Here is an 18,696-nt window from a genome sequence, read left to right as displayed (position 1 = left end):
AGCAATGTCAGATCAATACCCAAGACTACCACAGAGAGCTATTCTGGCCTATTGGCGCTTAGGCTCTATTGACATAAGGTTCCCAGCCCGGGAGAAAATGAAATAACGACATTTGACATTTCAGGCTCTCGTGTTCAAAGTTCCCAGTGGATTTAACACTGCATTTCCTGTGCAATTGGATATAGAATATTGCGACTCAAATGCAGTATGCACATTATGAGGTTTAAACCTTCCTTCTGCATTGATCCTGCGCGTCCCGCTGAGCACGCAACGAAACGTCAACAGGCCCTGGAACGAGCAAGTTTATTTTCATGAAAAGCCACCTCATTCGTTATGTCGAGAACATCACAGGTTTCAAACCCGAAAAGAGACGATCGTTTTTTTTCCCGGTATCCGCATTCATGAGGCCAGCTTCTGAAAAGAAAGTTGGATATGCCGTTTTCATATCGCCAGATAAACAACACCAGACCATTACTTTAACGCAGCCTTTTCTTGCCCCTACTCGCCAAATAAGAATGTTGCCCCAGGATTGCTGAGCTTATGGATATGCCCCCATTACCCTTTACCCCAAAAGCACTGACACTGGTCATTGCAACCAGCATTATTGCCAGCCAGCCAGCAGCCAGAGTCATTGCCGCTGAACCCTCGGGTGGTCAACAGAGCGAATGGCACTGCCAGACACTGGCTAATGGTCATTGGAGTTGTCATCCTGCAACCGGCAAATCCAAACCGGCGCAACCGAAGCCCGGGGCCAAACAGCAGGTCAGAAACCCGAAAAAATCGACGACGCCAATAAAGCCTGCCACCAACGGTCAAAACGCCGCCCTCAAACAACAACTGGACTGGCAACCTATCCGGGACCTCTCGGCACAGAGAAGGTCAACTGAGCCTTTCTATAGCTGCGGCGCTTATATCGAACCGCCCAGACCTGGCAAAGACTATAGCGGGGATAGCAATAATGCACCCATTGTCGCCGAGTCCAATGAATCCAGTTATGACAAAGACTCAGTTGCCACCTTCAAGGGTGATGTTACGGTCCGCCAGGGCAGTCGGCAGTTTGAAAGTGACCACGCCACGCTGGACAAAAGCCGGAACCATGGCCAGTTCGAAGGCAACGTTCGCTTTCGGGACAGTGGCGTGCTGCTGGTCGGTGACAAAGGTGATCTACAACTCGACAGTGGCCGTGCAACCCTTGAGAACACCGCTTATGTGATGCATGAGCAGAAAGCCCGAGGCAGTGCCAGGCGCATCGTCCGCAATGAAGACACTACGCTTGAATTGTCTGACGCCACTTACACCACCTGCCCTCCAGGTGACAAAGGCTGGCAGCTGTCCGGGCAACAGGTAACCCTTGATATGGGTAGTGGTCAGGGTCTGGCCAAAAATGCCGTCGTCCGTGTGCAAGGTCTGCCAATCCTCTACACGCCATATTTGTCTTTCCCAATTGATGACCGAAGAAAGTCCGGTTTTCTTTACCCTACGCTATCCCAAAGCAGTGATAACGGTTTGGACTTTGCCATCCCTTATTACCTGAATATTGCACCCAACTATGATGCCACCCTGACGCCCAGATATATGAGCAAACGGGGAGTAATGCTGGAGAACGAGTTCCGCTATCTGGTGGGTAACACCCGGGGTGAACTGGGGCTTTCCGGATTGCTGGACAAAGATCAGCTGAAAAAAGAGAACCCTTATTACAATGACCACCGCTGGTTGCTCAACTATCGTCAGCAGACCAACCTGACCAGCCGCTGGACGGCAGAAGTCGACTACACCAAAGCCAGCGATAAAAAGTATCTGGATGATTTCAGCACCAGCCTCAACCTGTCTGCCAATGCACCGCTGAACCAACGGATAAGTACCCGCTACCTGGGAGGGGATACCAACCACAGCTGGCAGTTTAGTGTGGATGCTCACCAATACCAGAATATGAACCAGACGTCAGATGACATCTATAACAAACTGCCTCAGATCAAACTGTCTGGTAACTGGCTGGCCAGTAGCCGCTTGAACCTGAATTATGTGGCCGACTACACGAAGTTCTCCCGTGATGATAATTGGCATTATGTTAAGGAAGAATCGAAAACAACACCGGATAACGAATACTTCGAGAGCGTATACGACGAAGGTTACGGTATTAAAAGCGCCAATGGTGAACGGCTCTACCTGGAAACCGGGGCAGGTTACTCTTTTGACTGGAGCTATGCATTTATCCGCCCGGCGGTGAAGGTGCAACATGTTGAATACCGGCTGACGGACCTGAGTGCAACTGAGGTAGAGACTGACCTGAATAGGGCCTACGGCAACTTCACCGCTGCAGATTACACCGAGTCACCCAAGACAACAGTGCCCACATTCAGCATTGACAGCGGCCTTTACTTTGACCGCTTCACCAATATCGGTGGCACCGAATTCACCCACACTCTTGAGCCCAGGATGAAGTATCTCTACTCCCCCTATAAAGAGGGGCAGGAGATGAACCCGGTGTTTGATACCGCACTGATGAACTTCAACTACAACTCACTCTGGCGCGACAGCCGCTTCTCCGGCCACGACCGGTTAGGTGATGCCAACCAGCTCTCCCTGGGCCTGACAACCCGGCTGATAGAAGATGATGGCTTTGAGCGGGTGCGCTTTGGCATTGGTCAGATCATCTATTTTGAAGATCGTCAACTGTGGATCAGCCCTATTGCCGGTATTGACCAGGGTGTTACTGACCAGGACCTGGATACCGATCCGGGCGATGAGACCAAGCGCCTGCTGGAAGAAATGCAGGATTCAGTGTCACCACTGGCATCGGAACTGGTTTATAACATTAATCGCAGTATGAACATCCGTCAGGATCTGATGTGGGATACCAGTAACAACAAACTGGACAGCTACGGTCTTTACTACCAGTACAAACCGGATGATCGCCGTGTCATGAACGCTGGCTATCGTTTCCTGAGTCAGGCTGATCGTTTTGTTAAAAACGAGCTGGATCAAAATACCGGTCTGACCACCGACAACAACCTGAGCCAGACCGACCTCTCTATCGCATGGCCTGTGACCACCAACTGGTCAGCCATGGGCCGCTGGCAGTACGATTTAACCAACAAGCGGAACCTTGAGATATTATCCGGAGTCGAATATAACAGTTGCTGTTATCAGGTACGTGTACTGTGGCGCAAGTGGGTTGAGGATGATGACAACATTGATCACCCTGACAGCAAAAACGGCGTATTTCTGCAGTTTGTCCTGAGAGGACTTGGGGATCTGACCGGTGGCACCACAAAACAGTACATCAAAGGTATTAAAGGTTACGCAGGGGATGAGAAGTAGATGATGAAGGGATTAAAAAGCATGGCACTGGCTTCCTTGTGCCTGCTGTCTTTCAGCAGCGGTGGCGTTTACGCACAGTCAAATGATGCGGCGCAAACCCCGCAGAATGGCATCGCCCGGAGCCAGCTGGAACTGGATCGAATCGTTGCCAAAATTGATCAGGACGTGATCATGCAAAGCGAGCTGGATGCCCGCATTGACGCGGTGCATCGCCAGCTGGCATCGAGAAATATCAACCTGCCGCCGGAAGATGTGCTGAAAAACCAGGTACTGGAACAGCTGATACTGGAAAACATTCAGATCCAGATGGGCAAGCGCGGAGGCATCCGTATTGATGACTGGGCTCTTAATGACGCCATTGCCCGAATCGCCCAGCGCAACCAGATGACCCTGGAAGCGTTCCGGCAAAACCTGGAAGCGGATGGCCTGTCGTTCAGCCAGGCCCGTGAAGAAATTCGCCGGGAAATGATTCTTAACCGTGTTCGTCAGCGCCAGGTTGCCCAGCGGGTCCAGGTCAGCGAACAGGAAATTGATAACTTCCTGAGCTCTCCTGAAGGGCTGGCGCAAGTGCAGACGGAATATCGTCTGGGTCATATTCTGATTGCCACTCCCGACAATGCCACACCCGACCAGGTCCAGAGTGCAGAGCGCCTTGCAGATGATCTGTCTGGACAACTGCGTCAGGGGGCAGATTTTCAGGCCCTGGCCATTGCCAATTCCAGAGGGCAGAATGCCCTGGAAGGTGGCGACCTCGGCTGGCGAAAAGCCGACCAGCTCCCCACGCTTTTTGCGGAACAGGCCATTAACATGACCCCGGGGCAGACCTCCGACGCTATTCGCAGCCCTGCCGGTTTCCATATCATCAAACTTATGGATACCAGGGGGAATAAAAAAGTGGTTCAGAGTCAGGTTCATGTTCGCCATATCCTGATCAAGCCCAATGAAATTCGCAGTAACCTTGAGTCCCAGATGCAGGCGAAGAAACTGTATCAGCGGGTTCAGGCGGGGGAAGCGTTCAGCGAGCTTGCCAAAGCGTATTCTGACGATACTGCTTCTGCGCTCAATGGCGGTGATATGGGATGGATTTCTCCAGAAACACTGGTTCCGGAATTCCAGACCGTGATGAACATCATTCCGGAAAAAGTAGTCAGCGAGCCATTTCGCACCACCTACGGCTGGCATATTCTCGAAGTGCTGGGCAAACGACAGTCTGACATCAGCACCCAGGTTCGCCGCAACCAGGTAAGAGAACTGCTCAGTAATCGCAAGTTTGAAGAAGAACTGCAAGTCTGGCTGCGGGAAATCCGCGATCAGGCCTACGTTGAGATCCAGCTCTGATATGACCGGTGTCACCACCCAACCCATTCCCCGGCTGGTGGTTACCGCCGGGGAGCCTGCTGGCATCGGCCCCGACCTGTGCCTGATGCTGGCAACCCAGGGCCACGAGTTTTCCAAACCGGTGCAACTGGTGATCGCAGCCGATCCGGAGCTATTGGCACAACGGGCAATGCAGCTGGGCCTATCCGTTGACCTGCAACTCTTTAGCCCGGATATCAGAGAACCTTCCCGGGCAAACACCCTGGTGGTTGCCCCGGTCTCCATGGCTACCCCGGCAACAGCTGGTGCCGTTAATCCCGCTAACGGTCAATATGTTCTTGATACCCTGAAGTTAGCCCTGGAAGGATGCGTGAACGGCCTTTTTGATGGAATGGTGACCGGCCCTGTTCATAAAGGAGTGATCAATAACGCCGGTATTCCCTTCAGTGGCCACACAGAGTTTCTTGCAGAACAGACCCACACCGGGAAAGTTGTGATGATGCTGGCGACAGAGGGCTTAAGAGTCGCCCTGGCCACCACCCATTTGCCACTTTCAGAAGTTTCTTCAGCAATTACCCGTGACTCCCTGACCCAGGTTATTCACATTCTTCATCGGGAGTTACAGGATAAGTTTGCGATCCGCACGCCTCATATTCTTGTCTGTGGACTGAACCCCCATGCCGGCGAGGGTGGTCACCTGGGAATGGAAGAGATTGAAACCATTATTCCCGTTCTGAACCATTGCAGGGCTCAGGGGATGAACCTGACCGGCCCCTTACCCGCTGACACCCTGTTTAACCCAAAACTGCTGCAACAGGCTGATGCCGTACTGGCCATGTACCATGACCAGGGATTACCGGTACTCAAATACAAAGGCTTTGGGCAGGCCGTCAATATCACCCTGGGGCTGCCGATTGTCCGCACCTCTGTTGACCATGGCACCGCCCTGGATCTTGCGGGCACCGGGAACATTGACTCAGGCAGTTTATACACCGCCATCGAAACGGCACTGGAGATGCTTGGAGCCTGTCGGACTTAAGCGTCCGTAGCGAGGATTGCGAGAAATTGAGGATAAAAATTTCTGCTTCTGAGGAGAATAGCGGGGCTATTTGACGAAGAAGCAGGAATTTTTAGACCAATTTATCGCAACCGCAGTAGGACAGTCTTAAGTCCGACAGGCTCCTTGCCTTCCCGGCATAGGCTTCTGGCAAAAACAGCAGTCGGGCGTTATTATTGCCAGTTTGACCGATATCCATGCAATATATTTTTCATGGCTGATGGTCATCGACTGTTTCGCCCCAGATGAGCAATACCCCTCATGCCCCAGACAGACGTTCCTTACCATAAGGCCCGCAAACGTTTCGGCCAGAACTTTCTTCACGATCATGGCGTTATCGGTGAGATCGTTGCGTCGATCAACCCGAAACAGGGCGAGCATCTGGTTGAGATTGGTCCCGGCCAGGGAGCCCTGACCGCCGACGTGCTTGAGCGTGCCGGTGGACTGGACGTGGTAGAGCTGGACAGGGACCTGATTCCTACCCTGCTCCTGCGCTTTGGCCTGAACCCGAACTTTCATATTCACGAAGCCGATGCGCTGAAGTTTGATTTTGCCAGCCTGAAAACCGATGACCGGCCACTGCGCATCATTGGTAACCTGCCCTATAACATTTCAACCCCGTTAATCTTTCACCTGTTAAGCTTTGAAAGCATGATTCAGGATATGCACTTCATGCTGCAAAAAGAAGTGGTTCAGCGCCTGGCCGCCGCACCGGGGGAAAAACACTATGGCCGCCTGGGTATCATGGCGCAGTATTACTGCAAGGTCGATTACCTGTTTACGGTAGGGCCCGGAGCATTCAAGCCTGCGCCCAAAGTCGACTCAGCCATCGTGCGAATGACCCCGTATCATGAGCTACCTCATCCCTGTAAAGATATTCTGAAACTGGAACAGGTTGTTCGGGATGCTTTCAGCCAGCGGCGTAAAACCATCCGTAATACACTCAAGCAGCATCTCAAGGCAGCAGAGCTTGAAACACTGGCCATTGATCCTGCCGCCCGGCCAGAAGTACTGACCCTTGCCGATTTTGTTCGAATAGCCGACTACTTGATCGATAGACAACATTAACAGCCCAGGAACAGCCAATGACCACCTACGCAGTCGGGGACATCCAGGGTTGTTATGACCCTCTGCGACAACTGTTGGATAAACTCAAGTTTGACCCTGACCATGATGTCCTCTGGGTTGCTGGTGATATGGTCAATCGCGGCCCAGAATCTCTGGCAACACTGCGCTACCTGAAAAGTCTTGGCAATAGCTGTATCGCCGTTCTCGGGAATCACGATCTGCACCTTCTGGCCGTGGCCTGTGGCATTCGCAAGCAGAAAAGCAAAGACACCCTGACTGAAGTGCTGGAAGCCCCTGATGCTGATGAGCTGCTCCAGTGGCTACGCTTTCGCCCAATGCTGCACCACGACGACCAGAGAAAGATCACCATGGTGCATGCCGGTATTCCTCCTGTCTGGACTGTTGACCAGGCTATCGAACAAGCCCGGGAACTGGAGCAGGCTCTTCGCTCTGAAGACCATGTCAAATGGCTTAAAAAGATCTTCAAAAACACCAGGCCTCAGCCATGGGGTGATGAGCTTAAGCTGAAGAAAAGGCTACGGCTTAGCGCAGCCTACTTTACCCAGATGCGTTTCTGTAATGACCATGGCGTGCTGGACCTCGAAAGCAAAGGGTCTGTCCCGAAAAACGGTTATGCGCCCTGGTTCAGCTTTTCCGGGAGCCCCTGCTTTCGAGAGCAGATCATTTTTGGCCACTGGGCAGCGCTGGAAGGGGTCAGTGGTCATGATAATATCCACGCCCTGGACACTGGCTGCGTCTGGGGTAAAAGCCTGACCGCGATCAATGTGGACGGTTTCCAACGAACCGAAGTTTTCAATTAAAAACACACGACAGACCAGGCTTTGTTGACCAAAAGTAACAGGCCTGTTGGCTCCTGCAGCTTACTTCCACAAGGCGGACCGGGGAGATCTAACCAAACCGGTTCAACGCAGCCTGAAGGCGGCTGTAAAAGCCAGACTGCACATCCCGCTGAACGTGCAGTGAAACCTCAGCAGGCCCTAATGACCCACTGTATTTGACCGAAACAAACAGTAATCAGCTCTCAATTTCAGAGGATTATCTGTTTTTATGATCGCCCTGATATAAACTGGGCGAAAGTAAACTTATAATCTGCTCATCAAGAAGAACAGCTATGGATCGCGCATACAATGGCCGCAAAACCAAACAAAACAGCCACCTTTGTCTGGCAGGGCAAAGATAAAGCCGGCAAAAAGATCAATGGGGAAATGCAAAGTGCCAGTGCTGCGCTGGTCAAGGCTGAGCTTAGAAAACAGGGCATCCTGGCGACCAAAGTCTCTAAAAAAAGCCTCTCCCTGAGCCTTGGCGGTGGGGGCAAAGTCAAGCCCATGGACATAGCCCTGTTCACCCGCCAGATGGCAACCATGATGAAGGCAGGGGTACCACTGCTTCAGGCCTTTGACATTACCTCCGGCGGTATCGAGAAAGAGGCCATGAGGAACCTGGTTGGCAAGATCAAGAATGAAGTAGCCTCAGGCAGTACTTTTGCCGACTCCCTCAGACAACACCCGGATTATTTTGACGACCTGTACTGCAATCTCGTCGCCTCTGGTGAACAGTCCGGAGCACTTGAGACATTGCTGGATCGAATCGCTACCTATAAAGAAAAAACCGAAGCCCTCAAGGCAAAAATCAAGAAAGCGATGAACTATCCAATTGCCGTAGTGCTTATTGCGATGATCGTTACCGTCATCCTTCTGGTGAAGGTGGTCCCTCAATTTGAAGAGGTTTTTCAGGGCTTCGGTGCTGAGCTACCCGCCTTTACCCAGGTTGTCATCAACATATCAGAGGTTGTCCAGGAATATTGGCATATCGTCCTGGGCGCTTTGGTCGCTGGCGGCTTCCTGATATCACGGACACTGAAGTCATCCAAGGCAGCCAGAGATGGTCTGGATCGCCTGATGCTGAAGCTGCCGATTATTGGTGAAATTCTGGATAAATCCGCCGTTGCCCGTTTTGGCCGAACCCTGTCAACCACCTTTGCCGCCGGGGTTCCCCTGGTCGATGCGCTCGACTCGGTCGCTGGTGCTGCAGGCAATGTCGTATATGCCAATGCCGCAAGAAAAATTAAAGAAGATGTATCCACCGGTCAGCAACTACAGTTTGCCATGAAAAGCACCGGAATATTCCCGCCTATGGCGATACAAATGGTCTCTATCGGTGAGGAGTCAGGCTCTCTGGATGAGATGCTTGATAAAGTCGCCACCTTCTATGAAGAAGAAGTGGATAATATGGTTGATGGCATGACCAGCCTCATGGAACCCATCATCATGTCGGTGCTGGGTGTACTGGTCGGTGGCTTGATTGTGGCAATGTATCTGCCAATTTTCCAGTTGGGTTCTGTTGTTTAACGAACCTTTTGTTAAGATGGATTAAAACTGTTTACAGGTGGATTAAACTGTTTGCATGTGGATAAAATCCTTTACAGTTCCAGAATTTGGACTTTCTTCTCTTCTGGGCTAATTATTGACCGGAAGAGAAGGTATGGAGAAGAAACGCAAAGACGTAACAGAAGAAGATGTTCTTCGCAGGACTACTGAATGGGAGAAAAAGTGGAAGTCCGGTGAATATAAGCCTTGGATAGAAGTCCAAGAAGTCCCATCTGGAGGTCGGTCTAAGAAAATCAAAGGGCACAAATCCAACCGAACACACCATTTGCTATCTGATGCAGGGGTGTTCTCTCTGAATAATTGAAACCTATGTGCACCCCAATCACGACTATTATGGGAACCATTTTTCACAGTCGTAATCTATCGCCATGCCTGCTTCTGTCGTTGCCCGTAAACCAAAAACCATTGAGAAGACTTTGCAACCAACCATCAAAGAACTCTGTCTAACTCGTATATCAAGCATTTATCCGACAGGGTAGGTGCATTAATTGAAGACCAGAAAGACATCGAATATGACTTGCCGCTCCTGCCAGAACCCGTCGAAACCATTGCCATAGGTCTGGATGGCACCTGCATGTTGCTCTGTGAACACGGCTGGAGAGAAGCGATGTGTGGAACCCTGAGTCTTTACTCGGCCAATGGTGATCGATTGCACACTATTTATACCGCCAGCTCACCTGAATATGGCAAGCAAAGCCAGGAGAAAGCTCTGGTTAGAAGATAGGCTCCATAACTTGAAACACACATGCGGTGCGGCCGGGAAAATACTGAAGGAAATTGAATCAGAAGAACTCCCGAAAAAGACGACGGCATTGATATAAAAGCGTTACATGACCTACTTTACCAACAATCATCACTTAATGAAGTATCAAGAGGCTCTGGAACACAACTGGCCGATCGGTTCTGGAGTCACAGAAGCAGCATGTAAGACATTGGTCAAACAACGGCTATGCGGTTCAGGAATGAGGTGGAAATTAGCCGGGGCAGAAGTACTGCTGGAAACAAGGTCTCTTATCCATAGCAAGGGGCGCTGGGAACAACTGTGGTCTAACGTTATGTCAGGCAAAGTTCTACTTGATTGCTGAGCCAGCTATTAACCCGAGAGAGCCCCCCATCCGATGGCGCTTCTTTGCCTTCGCTGTTATCGCCTGAACCATCATTTCCACCACCGGGTTGCTCACCTGGTTTCCCGTCATCGTCTCCACCGGAGCCATCACCATTGCCATTTTCATTCCCACTGTCAGGGCCTTCACCATAATCCGGCTCACTGCCTGATCCACCTCCGGTGTCGGGCGTCTCTTCCTCATCGCCACTGCCCGGTGATGTGTCGGAGGGAAAGTCCACAGAACCGTTACCATTGCTTGGCGGTAACCTGTGGCCCGCATCATCTCCTGCCATTTCCTGGGCCATTTTGCTGCCCTGGTCCCGCAAGACATCACCCACTGAGCCCATGCCGCCAATAAGCATCACGGCGATCAGCCCGACGATGGGCAGGTATTCAGACATGGCAACACCCGACTGGCGACGTTTCCTTGTCCGGCTGAAGACATCCTTCATTATTTGATCCTGTTATTTTTGTTCTTTTGCTATTCGTACAGCGGTAAATGAATTACCGAACAAAAGACACAAACTGTATATTTTCCCAAACCCGTGTCAGGGCAGGCTGAGCATGGGTGATCTTTCCAGGTAGCGTCCATGCCAGCAGGGTCATCAATTGCCCCTGCCGGTTTGTTACAAAAGCCAGCTTGGCTTCGCTGTTTTGTGCCAGATCTTTGTACACCACCTCGTAGCCTTGGAGCTCTCCATAGACTACGGGCATCAACTCCGAAAAAGCGGATTCCGGTAGTTTGAGTCTTTTGCGAGCTTCTTGCAGGGCTACGTGTGCTGTGATGCTCATCAGGCCATCTCCTCCCAGTGGTAGTGTTTCTTCAGGGTAGTAACGAAGATGCACGACGGTTGGTGGGTAATAGGCATCAGGGCTTTCAATCACATACACAGACTGGCCATCCAATTCAATCAGGGCACCTGACCAGGGTGGATCGTTGTCAATACCCACCTGATAACCCAGGCCAGTCCAGAGAATTTGCAACTTTCTGGACTGAACCGGCGGCTCAGCATGAGCCAACGCTCCTGATACGGACAACAGCAAGCACAGGGCAATTTCCCTCATCCGATTCTGGCTCCTACGGAGGCCAGCAAGGGCACCCCGAAAAGCACAAGAACCCCAAGCAGACCTTGCCAGGAATGCAACCTGCGGACGGAATTTTTATAGTTGAATGTTGAAAACAGCCAGCATAACAACCAAACCAGTATATATACGTCGATGACAGCGGATGGCTGCATATCGGGGCCAAAGAAGGCGGGCGCTTGGGTCAGGTGGGTTTCAGGTTCTTACATCTTGAACCGTTATAGTGGTCGCCTTCACACCAAATTTACATGGCTCTGCTCTCTTTACTTAATTTCGATCACTCATCTACTCAACCCACTCATACACATGAAAACAATTATTGTCGTCTGTCACCAGCATGCGGTTGCCGTATATCTGGGGCTCAGAGAAACGTTGACTGGTTAACTCTTCCAGAACCTGGGCATGTTCAACGCACTGGCTATTAATATTGAAGCGACCAATCACCCGGTTGTCTGCCTTGAAGTACAGTATGCCGTTATCCAGAGTCTTTAAGTGTGGTGATACCGTGCCTACTTCCCAGCCTTTATATTCACCAGGCACTTCCTTTTGGACCAACAACTTTCCAACGACCGGGTCAATGCACTCATAAAAATACTCTTTCTCACCGAAGGCTTTATACCAATTCCGCCTTCTAAATATGAGATCGAGCAAGTCATTTTGGACCGCTGGGCAAGGCGGAATGACGAGTAATAGCAAGACTATTGCGAGGAATTCCAACGAAGATCCAGCGGTTCAAAATGGCTGCGCAGTTCATATTTAGAAGGTGGAATTGGTATTACTAGCACTGGAAAAATTATGAAGCAGTCCAGTTTCCGGTTCTTTGAAAAAAACAATGATCGATGCGAAATCTCCCAAAGGCGCTCTCCAGTATTTGGGTTTAGCCCCCACATAAAACATAACCGGCGATCACGCCTCCCCCGCTGTTTGACTTTCTTCTCAAGGGATATCGCAATAACATTGTCGTAAACACGTATCGGTTCGTTGGCAGTTTTAACACCCTCGGGTAAGTCGATTTTAGAAACAAAACATAACAGAAAGTTTTTTAAAATCTGAATAATATTCCTTTCAGTTTTTATTCGGCACATTTTCTGCGTGCTTCTTTCTTAGCGGTATCATCCACTGACAGTCAATTTCAGGAAACGACTTGTCAGCGTACTGCTCAATAGACTTTTGTGGAGTTTCATGTCTATGGTTTCGCGCCAAGGCCGTTTATTTGTTCTTTCCTCTCTGGCTTTTGCCGTATTCACCGGTAATGCCGTTGCAGGTGGCTTTGAAAAAGCAACCATGTGGGACGCGAAATACGCTGCCCTGGCGGGTGCTGCTGTTTCTTCCGTTAATACTTCCAGTGCCGTTTTCTATAACCCAGCTGGTCTGGCCCGTCTTGAGGGCAATGAAATTGCCTTGAATGTGTCCCCTACCTTTGTTCAGACCAATGGTCCTGCAGCAGGCAGTGACACCTATATGAAAGGTGAGACAAACTTTGTGCCCAATGCCGGCTTGACGGGCGCTTATCGCCTGAATGACCAGTTGGTTATGGGTTATGGGTTCTATGGTGCAGGGGGTTCTTCTACCAGTTATGAAGGTGTTAAGGTTGGTGAAGGCCTTTTAAGCAAGACTGGCGAGTATTCAACCGATATTAAGATACTGGAAGCCGGTCTGGCCCTGGCCTACCAGATCAATAACAACTGGTCCATCGGTGGCACCTACCGTATTACCTATGCCCTGGCTGATATTAATCTGGCAGTTGCTCCTTTTGCCGGACCTGTTGGTGCACTTGCTGGTTATAACGACCTTTCTGGCTTTAACACATTTGGCGTGCGCCTTGGCGCAATGTATCGCTCAGATGATAACCGCTGGGGCTGGGGACTGAATTACCGCTCAGATGTCAATATAGAAGCAGATGGGAAAGCCAGTTTTGAATCAGGTGCACCGGGTTTAGGTGGGATGATTCCTTTGGACTATGCAGGCGTAAACGCTACCGCTGAAACAGCATTACCAACCCAGATTTCCACAGGTGTGGACTACACCCTGAATGATGACTGGAAGCTGTTTGGTGAAGTTACCTGGTCGCAGTACAGCTCTATTGAAGCGATCAAGTTTGTCAGCAGTGAAGGAAATCTGGCTGTTGACAGCATTAATACTAACTGGGATGACCAGTGGAACTTCCGCTTTGCTACTGAGTACACCGGCATGGACAACTGGGCGTTGAGAGCAGGTTATATCTACACAACAGCCGTGACGCCTGAAAAATTCGCGGCTCCAACCTTCTCCACTCCTGCTGGTGCTCATACCTTTACCATAGGTGCAGGTACTACCTTGATGGGTGACAAATTGGCACTTGATATGGGAGCAGAATATAACTTCGCTAAAAATGACACGGTAAAAGGTGGTGGTGACCTGACCGCTACTTCAGAAGCCAGCTCTGGCAAATACGACACCAACGCCTGGGCACTGCACGCCACTCTGCGCTACAAGTTCTAATTTCGATTGCCAAGTGACCTAAAATACCGGCGTGAACCATTCATGCCGGTATTTTTTTATTAACCCCAAACTGGTTTGAGTTCCCTGGTACATCATTTCAATGAGTTTTATGTGCACAATCTCCGTTCACCCTGAGCGGAGTCGAAGGGTGATTGGCACAGTCTTTATTCAGGGTATGGAGCTTACGCCCTTCGACTCCGCTCAGGACGAACGGAGCCTGGGAGTCATTGATAGAAGGAACCCAACAATTGCACTGAAACCATGCACTAGTGATTCAACACCTGCCCAAGAAACCTGCGGGTTCGCTCTGAACGTGGGTTGCTGAAAAACGCTTCCGGCGGAGCCTGTTCAATAATCTGACCTTCATCCATAAAGATCACCCGGTCAGCCACCGTCCGGGCAAAGCCCATTTCATGGGTAACACAGAGCATGGTCATCCCTTCCTGCGCCAGCTCGACCATAACCTCCAGCACTTCTTTAATCATCTCCGGATCAAGGGCAGAGGTGGGCTCATCAAACAGCATGACTTCCGGATTCATACACAGGCTTCGGGCAATCGCCACCCGCTGCTGCTGACCACCAGACAGTTGCCCGGGATATTTATTGGCCTGATCCGGGATTCTCACGCGCTCCAGGTATTCCATGGCCAACTTTTCCGCTGCCTTGCGCGACTGTTTACGGACCCAGATAGGTGCCAGTGTACAGTTCTCCAGAATGGTCAGATGTGGAAACAGATTAAACTGCTGGAATACCATCCCCACTTCACGACGGATGGTTTCTATATTTTTCAGGTCATTGGTCAGTCGGGTGCCATCCACCACAATGCTGCCTTCCTGATGCTCCTCAAGGCAATTAATGCAGCGGATCAATGTTGACTTACCGGAGCCGGAAGGCCCACAGATAACGATCTTCTCTCCCTTCCTGACATTCAGGTTAATATCACGCAGCACATGAAATTGACCATACCATTTATTCAGGCCACTGATCTCAATCAGGCTGGCCTGCTCAACAGCGGCTTCACGCTGAATCGTCACCCCTGGCTGGCCACTTTTCGCTAATGGCTTTTGCAAACGAGGCTCGTCAAGATAATCACTCATACCATTGGCATCCCTGATTTCATTATCGGTGTAATTGTTGTTCCAATCGCTGGCTGTACTTTGATATGCCAAAACAGAAGACCCAGAAAACCAGCCCGGCAAACAGGTAGCCCTCTATGGAGTTACCCAGCCAGGCGGGGTCATTCAGCCCGGCCTGAATAATGGCCAGCAGATCAAATAAGCCGATAACCAGTACCAGACTGGTGTCTTTAAACAGGGCAATAAAGGTATTTACCACCCCGGGAATAACCAGTCTCATGGCCTGGGGCAGGATAATCATAATCATCCCCTGCCAGTAACTCAGGCCAAGACTGTTAAACGCTTCAAACTGTCCTTTGGGGATCGCCTGCAACCCACCTCGCACCACTTCCGCCATGTAGGCCGCCTGAAACAGAATAATGCCAATAAGCGCCCGCAGCAGTTTATCGAACACCACCTCTTCCGGCACAAACAGTGGCAGCATGACCGAGGCCATAAAGAGCACAGTGATCAGGGGAACACCGCGCCAGAGTTCAATATACCCTGTGCATAAAGACCGTATGACCGGCATATTGGAACGACGACCAAGGGCCAGCAGCACACCGAATGGCAAAGAGGCGATCATCCCGCACAGCGCCAGCAACAGCGTCAGCATCAATCCACCCCACTGATGGGTCTCCACCTTCTCAAGCCCCAACAAGTCGCCATAAAGCAAAAACCAGGAAACCACCGGCATCATTACCAGGCTGTAGCCCAACACCCACTTTTTACCGGGTGTCGCTTTAAACGACAGCCAGGCAATCAATACGACCAGCTGGGCAAAAAAGAGATCCGCCCGCCACTGCTGTTCTTCCGGATAAAACCCGTAAATAAACTGATCAAGCCTTGCGGTGATAAAAGCCCAGCAGGCACCGTCACTGCTGCAGGCATTACTGTCGGTACCAAACCAGGTGGCCTCGATAAATGCCCACTGCACCAGCGGTGGCACCAATAAATACAGACCATAAGCAATCAGCAGCGTGGTCAGCGCACTCAGCGGGTTGGCAAACAGATTATTTTTTCCCCATGCCAGTACACCGACGGCTGTTGCCGGTGGCTCACGGGCAGGAATCATGTTGCTATCGTGACTGATCATTTCTCTCTCTCAACCTTACCGCTCGATAAGCGCCACACGTCTGTTATAGATATTCATCAGCAGAGATACACTCAAACTGATGGTGAGATAAACGGCCATGGTCATGGCAATCACTTCCACCGCCTGCCCGGTCTGGTTCAGGGTTGTGCCGGCAAAGACACTGACCAGGTCCGGATAACCTATCGCTGTGGCCAGTGAAGAGTTTTTGGCCAGATTCAGATATTGATTGGTCAATGGCGGAATAATCACCTTCATCGCCTGGGGAATCACCACCAGGGTCAACACTTTCCCTGGCTTTAGCCCCAGTGATGCGGCAGCCTCTTTTTGCCCTTTCTGGACAGACTCAATACCGGCTCTCACAACCTCGGCGATAAAGGCAGCGGTATAAATGGTCAGGGCCAGTAACAATGCGCCCAGCTCAGGAATGATGGCAATACCACCACGGAAGTTAAAACCTTTCAGCGCTGGCGTATCCAGAACCAACGATGCACCAGAAAAGTGCCAGACAAGCGCAGGAATGCCTATTAATAGTGCAGCCATATACCAGGGCGCACCGGAAATGCCCTTACCGGTTGCCACTCTTCTCTGCCGGTTTCTGGCCCTTAACAATAACGCCAGACCAATGGCCACCAGGCAACTGACCAGAACCGGCAGCAGCCCCTGCTCAATAATAGGTTTGGGCAGAAAAAGACCACGCAGATTTAAAAAAATGGTATCACCGAGGGCATAACTTTGCCGGGGATGGGGTAACGCCGCCAGAACGGCGAAATACCAGAAAAAGATTTGCAGCAGTAATGGAATATTGCGAAAGGTTTCAATAAACACCGATGCCATTCTGGCCAGCAGCCAGTTAGACGACAGCCTGGCAACACCCACCAGAAAACCCAGCAGGGTGGCGAAGAAGATGCCTAATCCGGACACCAGCAGGGTATTGAGTATGCCCACAACAAAGGTGCGGCCGTAGCTGTGGGATTCGTCATAGGCCACCAGCGATTGAATAATGCCAAAGCCCGCTTCCTGGGAAAGAAAATCAAATCCGGTGCTGATGCCCCGGTGTTCCAGGTTGTTCATGGTGTTATTGATCACCCAGACACCGAGCATCACCACCAACAGCACCACAATTCCCTGCATCAACAGCGGTCTGAAGGAGGCATCACGCCATAACCTCAGCATCTCTTTCAACATATTCTCCAAAAAGGAGGGTTTTGCATTTCTTTTATGGGATACGTGCTCAGGATCACTCACGACCTAACTCCCTTTTTCTTATCTTGTTCCCGCGCTTCAGAAGTTCTGCAGAAATGCAGGACTATCCATACTCCCGCTCTCACGCGCTGCGTGTAAGCGGGGTATATGTCATAACGATTGAATTAACGGAAGGGAGGAGCGTAGAGGATACCGCCTTCATTCCATAGGGCGTTCAGGCCACGATCGATCTGAAGCGGTGATTCTGCACCCACGTTACGCTCAAAGATCTCCTCATAGTTACCCACCTGCTCGATAATCCGCAGAGACCAGTCATCATCCAGGGCAAGACCTTTACCTTTAGGGCCGTCAATACCCAACAAACGACGTACATTGGGATCAGCAGATGCTTTTTGCGCATTAATATTGCCAGAGGTCAGGCCCAGTTCTTCACCATTAATCATGGCGGCCAGGCTCCACTTGACAATGTTGAACCACTGGTCGTCGCCCTGACGCACTACGGGACCGAGGGGCTCTTTGGAAATCACTTCGGGCAGAACCACTGCGGAATCAGGTTTGGACAGACGAACTCTCAAGGCATAAAGCTGAGATTGGTCAGACGTCAGGACATCACAACGCCCCGCATCAAAGCCTTTTGCCGTACTGTCAGAAGTATCAAAGACCACGGGCTGATACTCCATATTATTAGCCCGGAAATAATCGGCAAGATTCAGCTCACTGGTGGTACCGGACTGGATACAGATAGAAGCACCATCCAACTCTTTGGCACTTTTCACACCCAGGTCTTTCTTCACCATAAAGCCCTGACCGTCATAGTAAGACACGCCGGTGAAGTTCAGGCCCAGGGAGGCATCACGGGTCAGGGTCCAGGTGGTATTTCTGGAGAGCACATCAATCTCTCCTGATTGCAGAGCGGTAAAACGCTCTTTAGCGGTAAGCGGTACAAACTTGACCTTGCCAGCATCTTTCAACGTCGCTGCAGCAACGGCACGGCAGACATCAACATCCAACCCACTCCACTGCCCTTTATCATCCGGGTTACTGAAGCCCGGAAGGCCGGTGCTGACACCACAGGCCACATAACCTTTTTCCTTCACCGACTCCAGCGTTGCCGAAGCGCTGGCGACCGGTGCCAAACCCGCTGCCGCCAATGCACCCAGCGCAGCGACTGTTTTCAGACTTTTCAGCATGAGATCTTTCCTTTTGTGTTGTTATTATTTTCAGCACGGGATGCCCGGCACAGGTTAATCCTGCTCAACCACCTGACAATTGCAACCGCGCTTTAGCTCATGGTTTTTCAACCATACCTGCAAGCAAAAACACTAGCAACTGTTATGCCGCTCATGTTTGTCCTGGCCATCCCTTCTTCTTGTTCAAATTGCTCAGCCTGTGCCAAACCTTGCAAAGAAAGTCGTTCAGCTGCTTTCCGGGTTATGTATTAA

General features: G+C 50.9%; 16 protein-coding genes. 9 read left to right on the top strand and 7 right to left on the bottom strand.

Annotated features, from left to right (window positions below; all coding sequences use genetic code 11):
• Positions 1-540 precede the first annotated feature (540 nt).
• The 8 genes from CX664_RS02175 to CX664_RS02140 all read left to right on the top strand — a co-directional run bounded on the left by CX664_RS02175 (position 541) and on the right by CX664_RS02140 (position 9,895).
• Positions 541-3,321: an LPS-assembly protein LptD gene (locus CX664_RS02175; RefSeq protein ID WP_101745128.1), complete on the top strand. Its 2,781-nt coding sequence runs from the start codon at positions 541-543 to the stop codon at positions 3,319-3,321.
• Complete coding sequence (locus CX664_RS02170) at positions 3,322-4,659, top strand: peptidylprolyl isomerase (RefSeq protein ID WP_101745127.1); 1,338 nt, start codon at positions 3,322-3,324, stop codon at positions 4,657-4,659.
• Between the two features lies 1 nt (position 4,660).
• Positions 4,661-5,677: a 4-hydroxythreonine-4-phosphate dehydrogenase PdxA gene (gene pdxA / locus CX664_RS02165; protein ID WP_101745126.1), complete on the top strand. Its 1,017-nt coding sequence runs from the start codon at positions 4,661-4,663 to the stop codon at positions 5,675-5,677.
• A gap of 279 nt (positions 5,678-5,956) precedes the next feature.
• Positions 5,957-6,763, top strand: coding sequence for a 16S rRNA (adenine(1518)-N(6)/adenine(1519)-N(6))-dimethyltransferase RsmA (gene rsmA, locus CX664_RS02160; RefSeq protein ID WP_101745125.1), 807 nt, complete (start codon positions 5,957-5,959; stop codon positions 6,761-6,763).
• Positions 6,764-6,780: 17 nt separating this feature from the next.
• Positions 6,781-7,584 (top strand): symmetrical bis(5'-nucleosyl)-tetraphosphatase, encoded by an 804-nt coding sequence (locus tag CX664_RS02155; RefSeq protein WP_101745124.1) that lies wholly within the window; start codon positions 6,781-6,783, stop codon positions 7,582-7,584.
• 327 nt (positions 7,585-7,911) lie between these two features.
• Entirely contained in the window at positions 7,912-9,132 is a 1,221-nt protein-coding gene (locus CX664_RS02150; RefSeq protein WP_101745123.1) for a type II secretion system F family protein, read from the top strand.
• A gap of 133 nt (positions 9,133-9,265) precedes the next feature.
• Positions 9,266-9,475, top strand: coding sequence for a hypothetical protein (locus tag CX664_RS02145; RefSeq protein ID WP_101745122.1), 210 nt, complete (start codon positions 9,266-9,268; stop codon positions 9,473-9,475).
• Between the two features lie 213 nt (positions 9,476-9,688).
• The gene (locus CX664_RS02140) at positions 9,689-9,895 is read left to right on the top strand and encodes a hypothetical protein (protein WP_101745121.1); all 207 of its coding nucleotides are present in this window, start codon (positions 9,689-9,691) and stop codon (positions 9,893-9,895) included.
• Between the two features lie 329 nt (positions 9,896-10,224).
• On the opposite strand, the gene CX664_RS02135 is transcribed toward CX664_RS02140, so the two are convergent.
• The 3 genes from CX664_RS02135 to CX664_RS02125 all read right to left on the bottom strand — a co-directional run bounded on the left by CX664_RS02135 (position 10,225) and on the right by CX664_RS02125 (position 12,010).
• Entirely contained in the window at positions 10,225-10,728 is a 504-nt protein-coding gene (locus tag CX664_RS02135; protein WP_101745120.1) for a Flp family type IVb pilin, read from the bottom strand.
• Between the two features lie 52 nt (positions 10,729-10,780).
• Positions 10,781-11,341 (bottom strand): hypothetical protein, encoded by a 561-nt coding sequence (locus CX664_RS02130; RefSeq protein ID WP_101745119.1) that lies wholly within the window; start codon positions 11,339-11,341, stop codon positions 10,781-10,783.
• A gap of 303 nt (positions 11,342-11,644) precedes the next feature.
• On the bottom strand, positions 11,645-12,010 hold the full coding sequence (locus tag CX664_RS02125) for a hypothetical protein (RefSeq protein WP_101745118.1): 366 nt from the start codon (positions 12,008-12,010) through the stop codon (positions 11,645-11,647).
• A 537-nt stretch (positions 12,011-12,547) separates the two neighbouring features.
• On the opposite strand from CX664_RS02125, the gene CX664_RS02115 reads away from it, so the two are divergent.
• Positions 12,548-13,840, top strand: a complete 1,293-nt coding sequence (locus tag CX664_RS02115; RefSeq protein ID WP_180966350.1) for an OmpP1/FadL family transporter — start codon at positions 12,548-12,550, stop codon at positions 13,838-13,840.
• 266 nt (positions 13,841-14,106) lie between these two features.
• Here the strand turns inward: CX664_RS02115 and CX664_RS02110 are convergent, their stop codons facing one another.
• From CX664_RS02110 to CX664_RS02095, 4 genes are all read right to left on the bottom strand, one after another.
• Complete coding sequence (locus CX664_RS02110) at positions 14,107-15,009, bottom strand: amino acid ABC transporter ATP-binding protein (RefSeq protein WP_276328465.1); 903 nt, start codon at positions 15,007-15,009, stop codon at positions 14,107-14,109.
• Complete coding sequence (locus tag CX664_RS02105) at positions 14,960-16,048, bottom strand: amino acid ABC transporter permease (protein ID WP_163369682.1); 1,089 nt, start codon at positions 16,046-16,048, stop codon at positions 14,960-14,962. The genes CX664_RS02110 and CX664_RS02105 overlap by 50 nt, the downstream gene beginning before the upstream one ends.
• An 18-nt stretch (positions 16,049-16,066) precedes the next feature.
• A complete protein-coding gene (locus CX664_RS02100; protein ID WP_338063455.1) occupies positions 16,067-17,236 on the bottom strand; it encodes an amino acid ABC transporter permease in 1,170 nt (389 codons plus the stop codon).
• Between the two features lie 182 nt (positions 17,237-17,418).
• A complete protein-coding gene (locus tag CX664_RS02095; RefSeq protein WP_101745114.1) occupies positions 17,419-18,444 on the bottom strand; it encodes an amino acid ABC transporter substrate-binding protein in 1,026 nt (341 codons plus the stop codon).
• Positions 18,445-18,696: the final 252 nt, after the last annotated feature.

Source organism: Endozoicomonas acroporae, from assembly GCF_002864045.1.
Classification (GTDB): Bacteria; Pseudomonadota; Gammaproteobacteria; order Pseudomonadales; family Endozoicomonadaceae; genus Endozoicomonas; species Endozoicomonas acroporae.
The sequence above is the reverse complement of the archived record's forward strand: the minus strand, read 5'-3'. Positions and strand labels throughout refer to the sequence as shown.

What these genes read in the sequence shown, in the direction of transcription:
- CX664_RS02175 (WP_101745128.1), top strand. Translation starts at nt 541, where the DNA reads ATGGATATGCCCCCATTACCCTTTACCCCAAAAGCACTGACACTGGTC.
- rsmA (WP_101745125.1), top strand. Translation starts at nt 5,957, where the DNA reads ATGCCCCAGACAGACGTTCCTTACCATAAGGCCCGCAAACGTTTCGGC.
- CX664_RS02100 (WP_338063455.1), bottom strand. Translation starts at nt 17,236, where the DNA reads ATGTTGAAAGAGATGCTGAGGTTATGGCGTGATGCCTCCTTCAGACCG.
- CX664_RS02095 (WP_101745114.1), bottom strand. Translation starts at nt 18,444, where the DNA reads ATGCTGAAAAGTCTGAAAACAGTCGCTGCGCTGGGTGCATTGGCGGCA.
- CX664_RS02155 (WP_101745124.1), top strand. Translation starts at nt 6,781, where the DNA reads ATGACCACCTACGCAGTCGGGGACATCCAGGGTTGTTATGACCCTCTG.
- CX664_RS02145 (WP_101745122.1), top strand. Translation starts at nt 9,266, where the DNA reads ATGGAGAAGAAACGCAAAGACGTAACAGAAGAAGATGTTCTTCGCAGG.
- CX664_RS02135 (WP_101745120.1), bottom strand. Translation starts at nt 10,728, where the DNA reads ATGAAGGATGTCTTCAGCCGGACAAGGAAACGTCGCCAGTCGGGTGTT.
- CX664_RS02150 (WP_101745123.1), top strand. Translation starts at nt 7,912, where the DNA reads ATGGCCGCAAAACCAAACAAAACAGCCACCTTTGTCTGGCAGGGCAAA.
- pdxA (WP_101745126.1), top strand. Translation starts at nt 4,661, where the DNA reads ATGACCGGTGTCACCACCCAACCCATTCCCCGGCTGGTGGTTACCGCC.
- CX664_RS02130 (WP_101745119.1), bottom strand. Translation starts at nt 11,341, where the DNA reads ATGAGGGAAATTGCCCTGTGCTTGCTGTTGTCCGTATCAGGAGCGTTG.
- CX664_RS02115 (WP_180966350.1), top strand. Translation starts at nt 12,548, where the DNA reads ATGGTTTCGCGCCAAGGCCGTTTATTTGTTCTTTCCTCTCTGGCTTTT.
- CX664_RS02170 (WP_101745127.1), top strand. Translation starts at nt 3,322, where the DNA reads ATGATGAAGGGATTAAAAAGCATGGCACTGGCTTCCTTGTGCCTGCTG.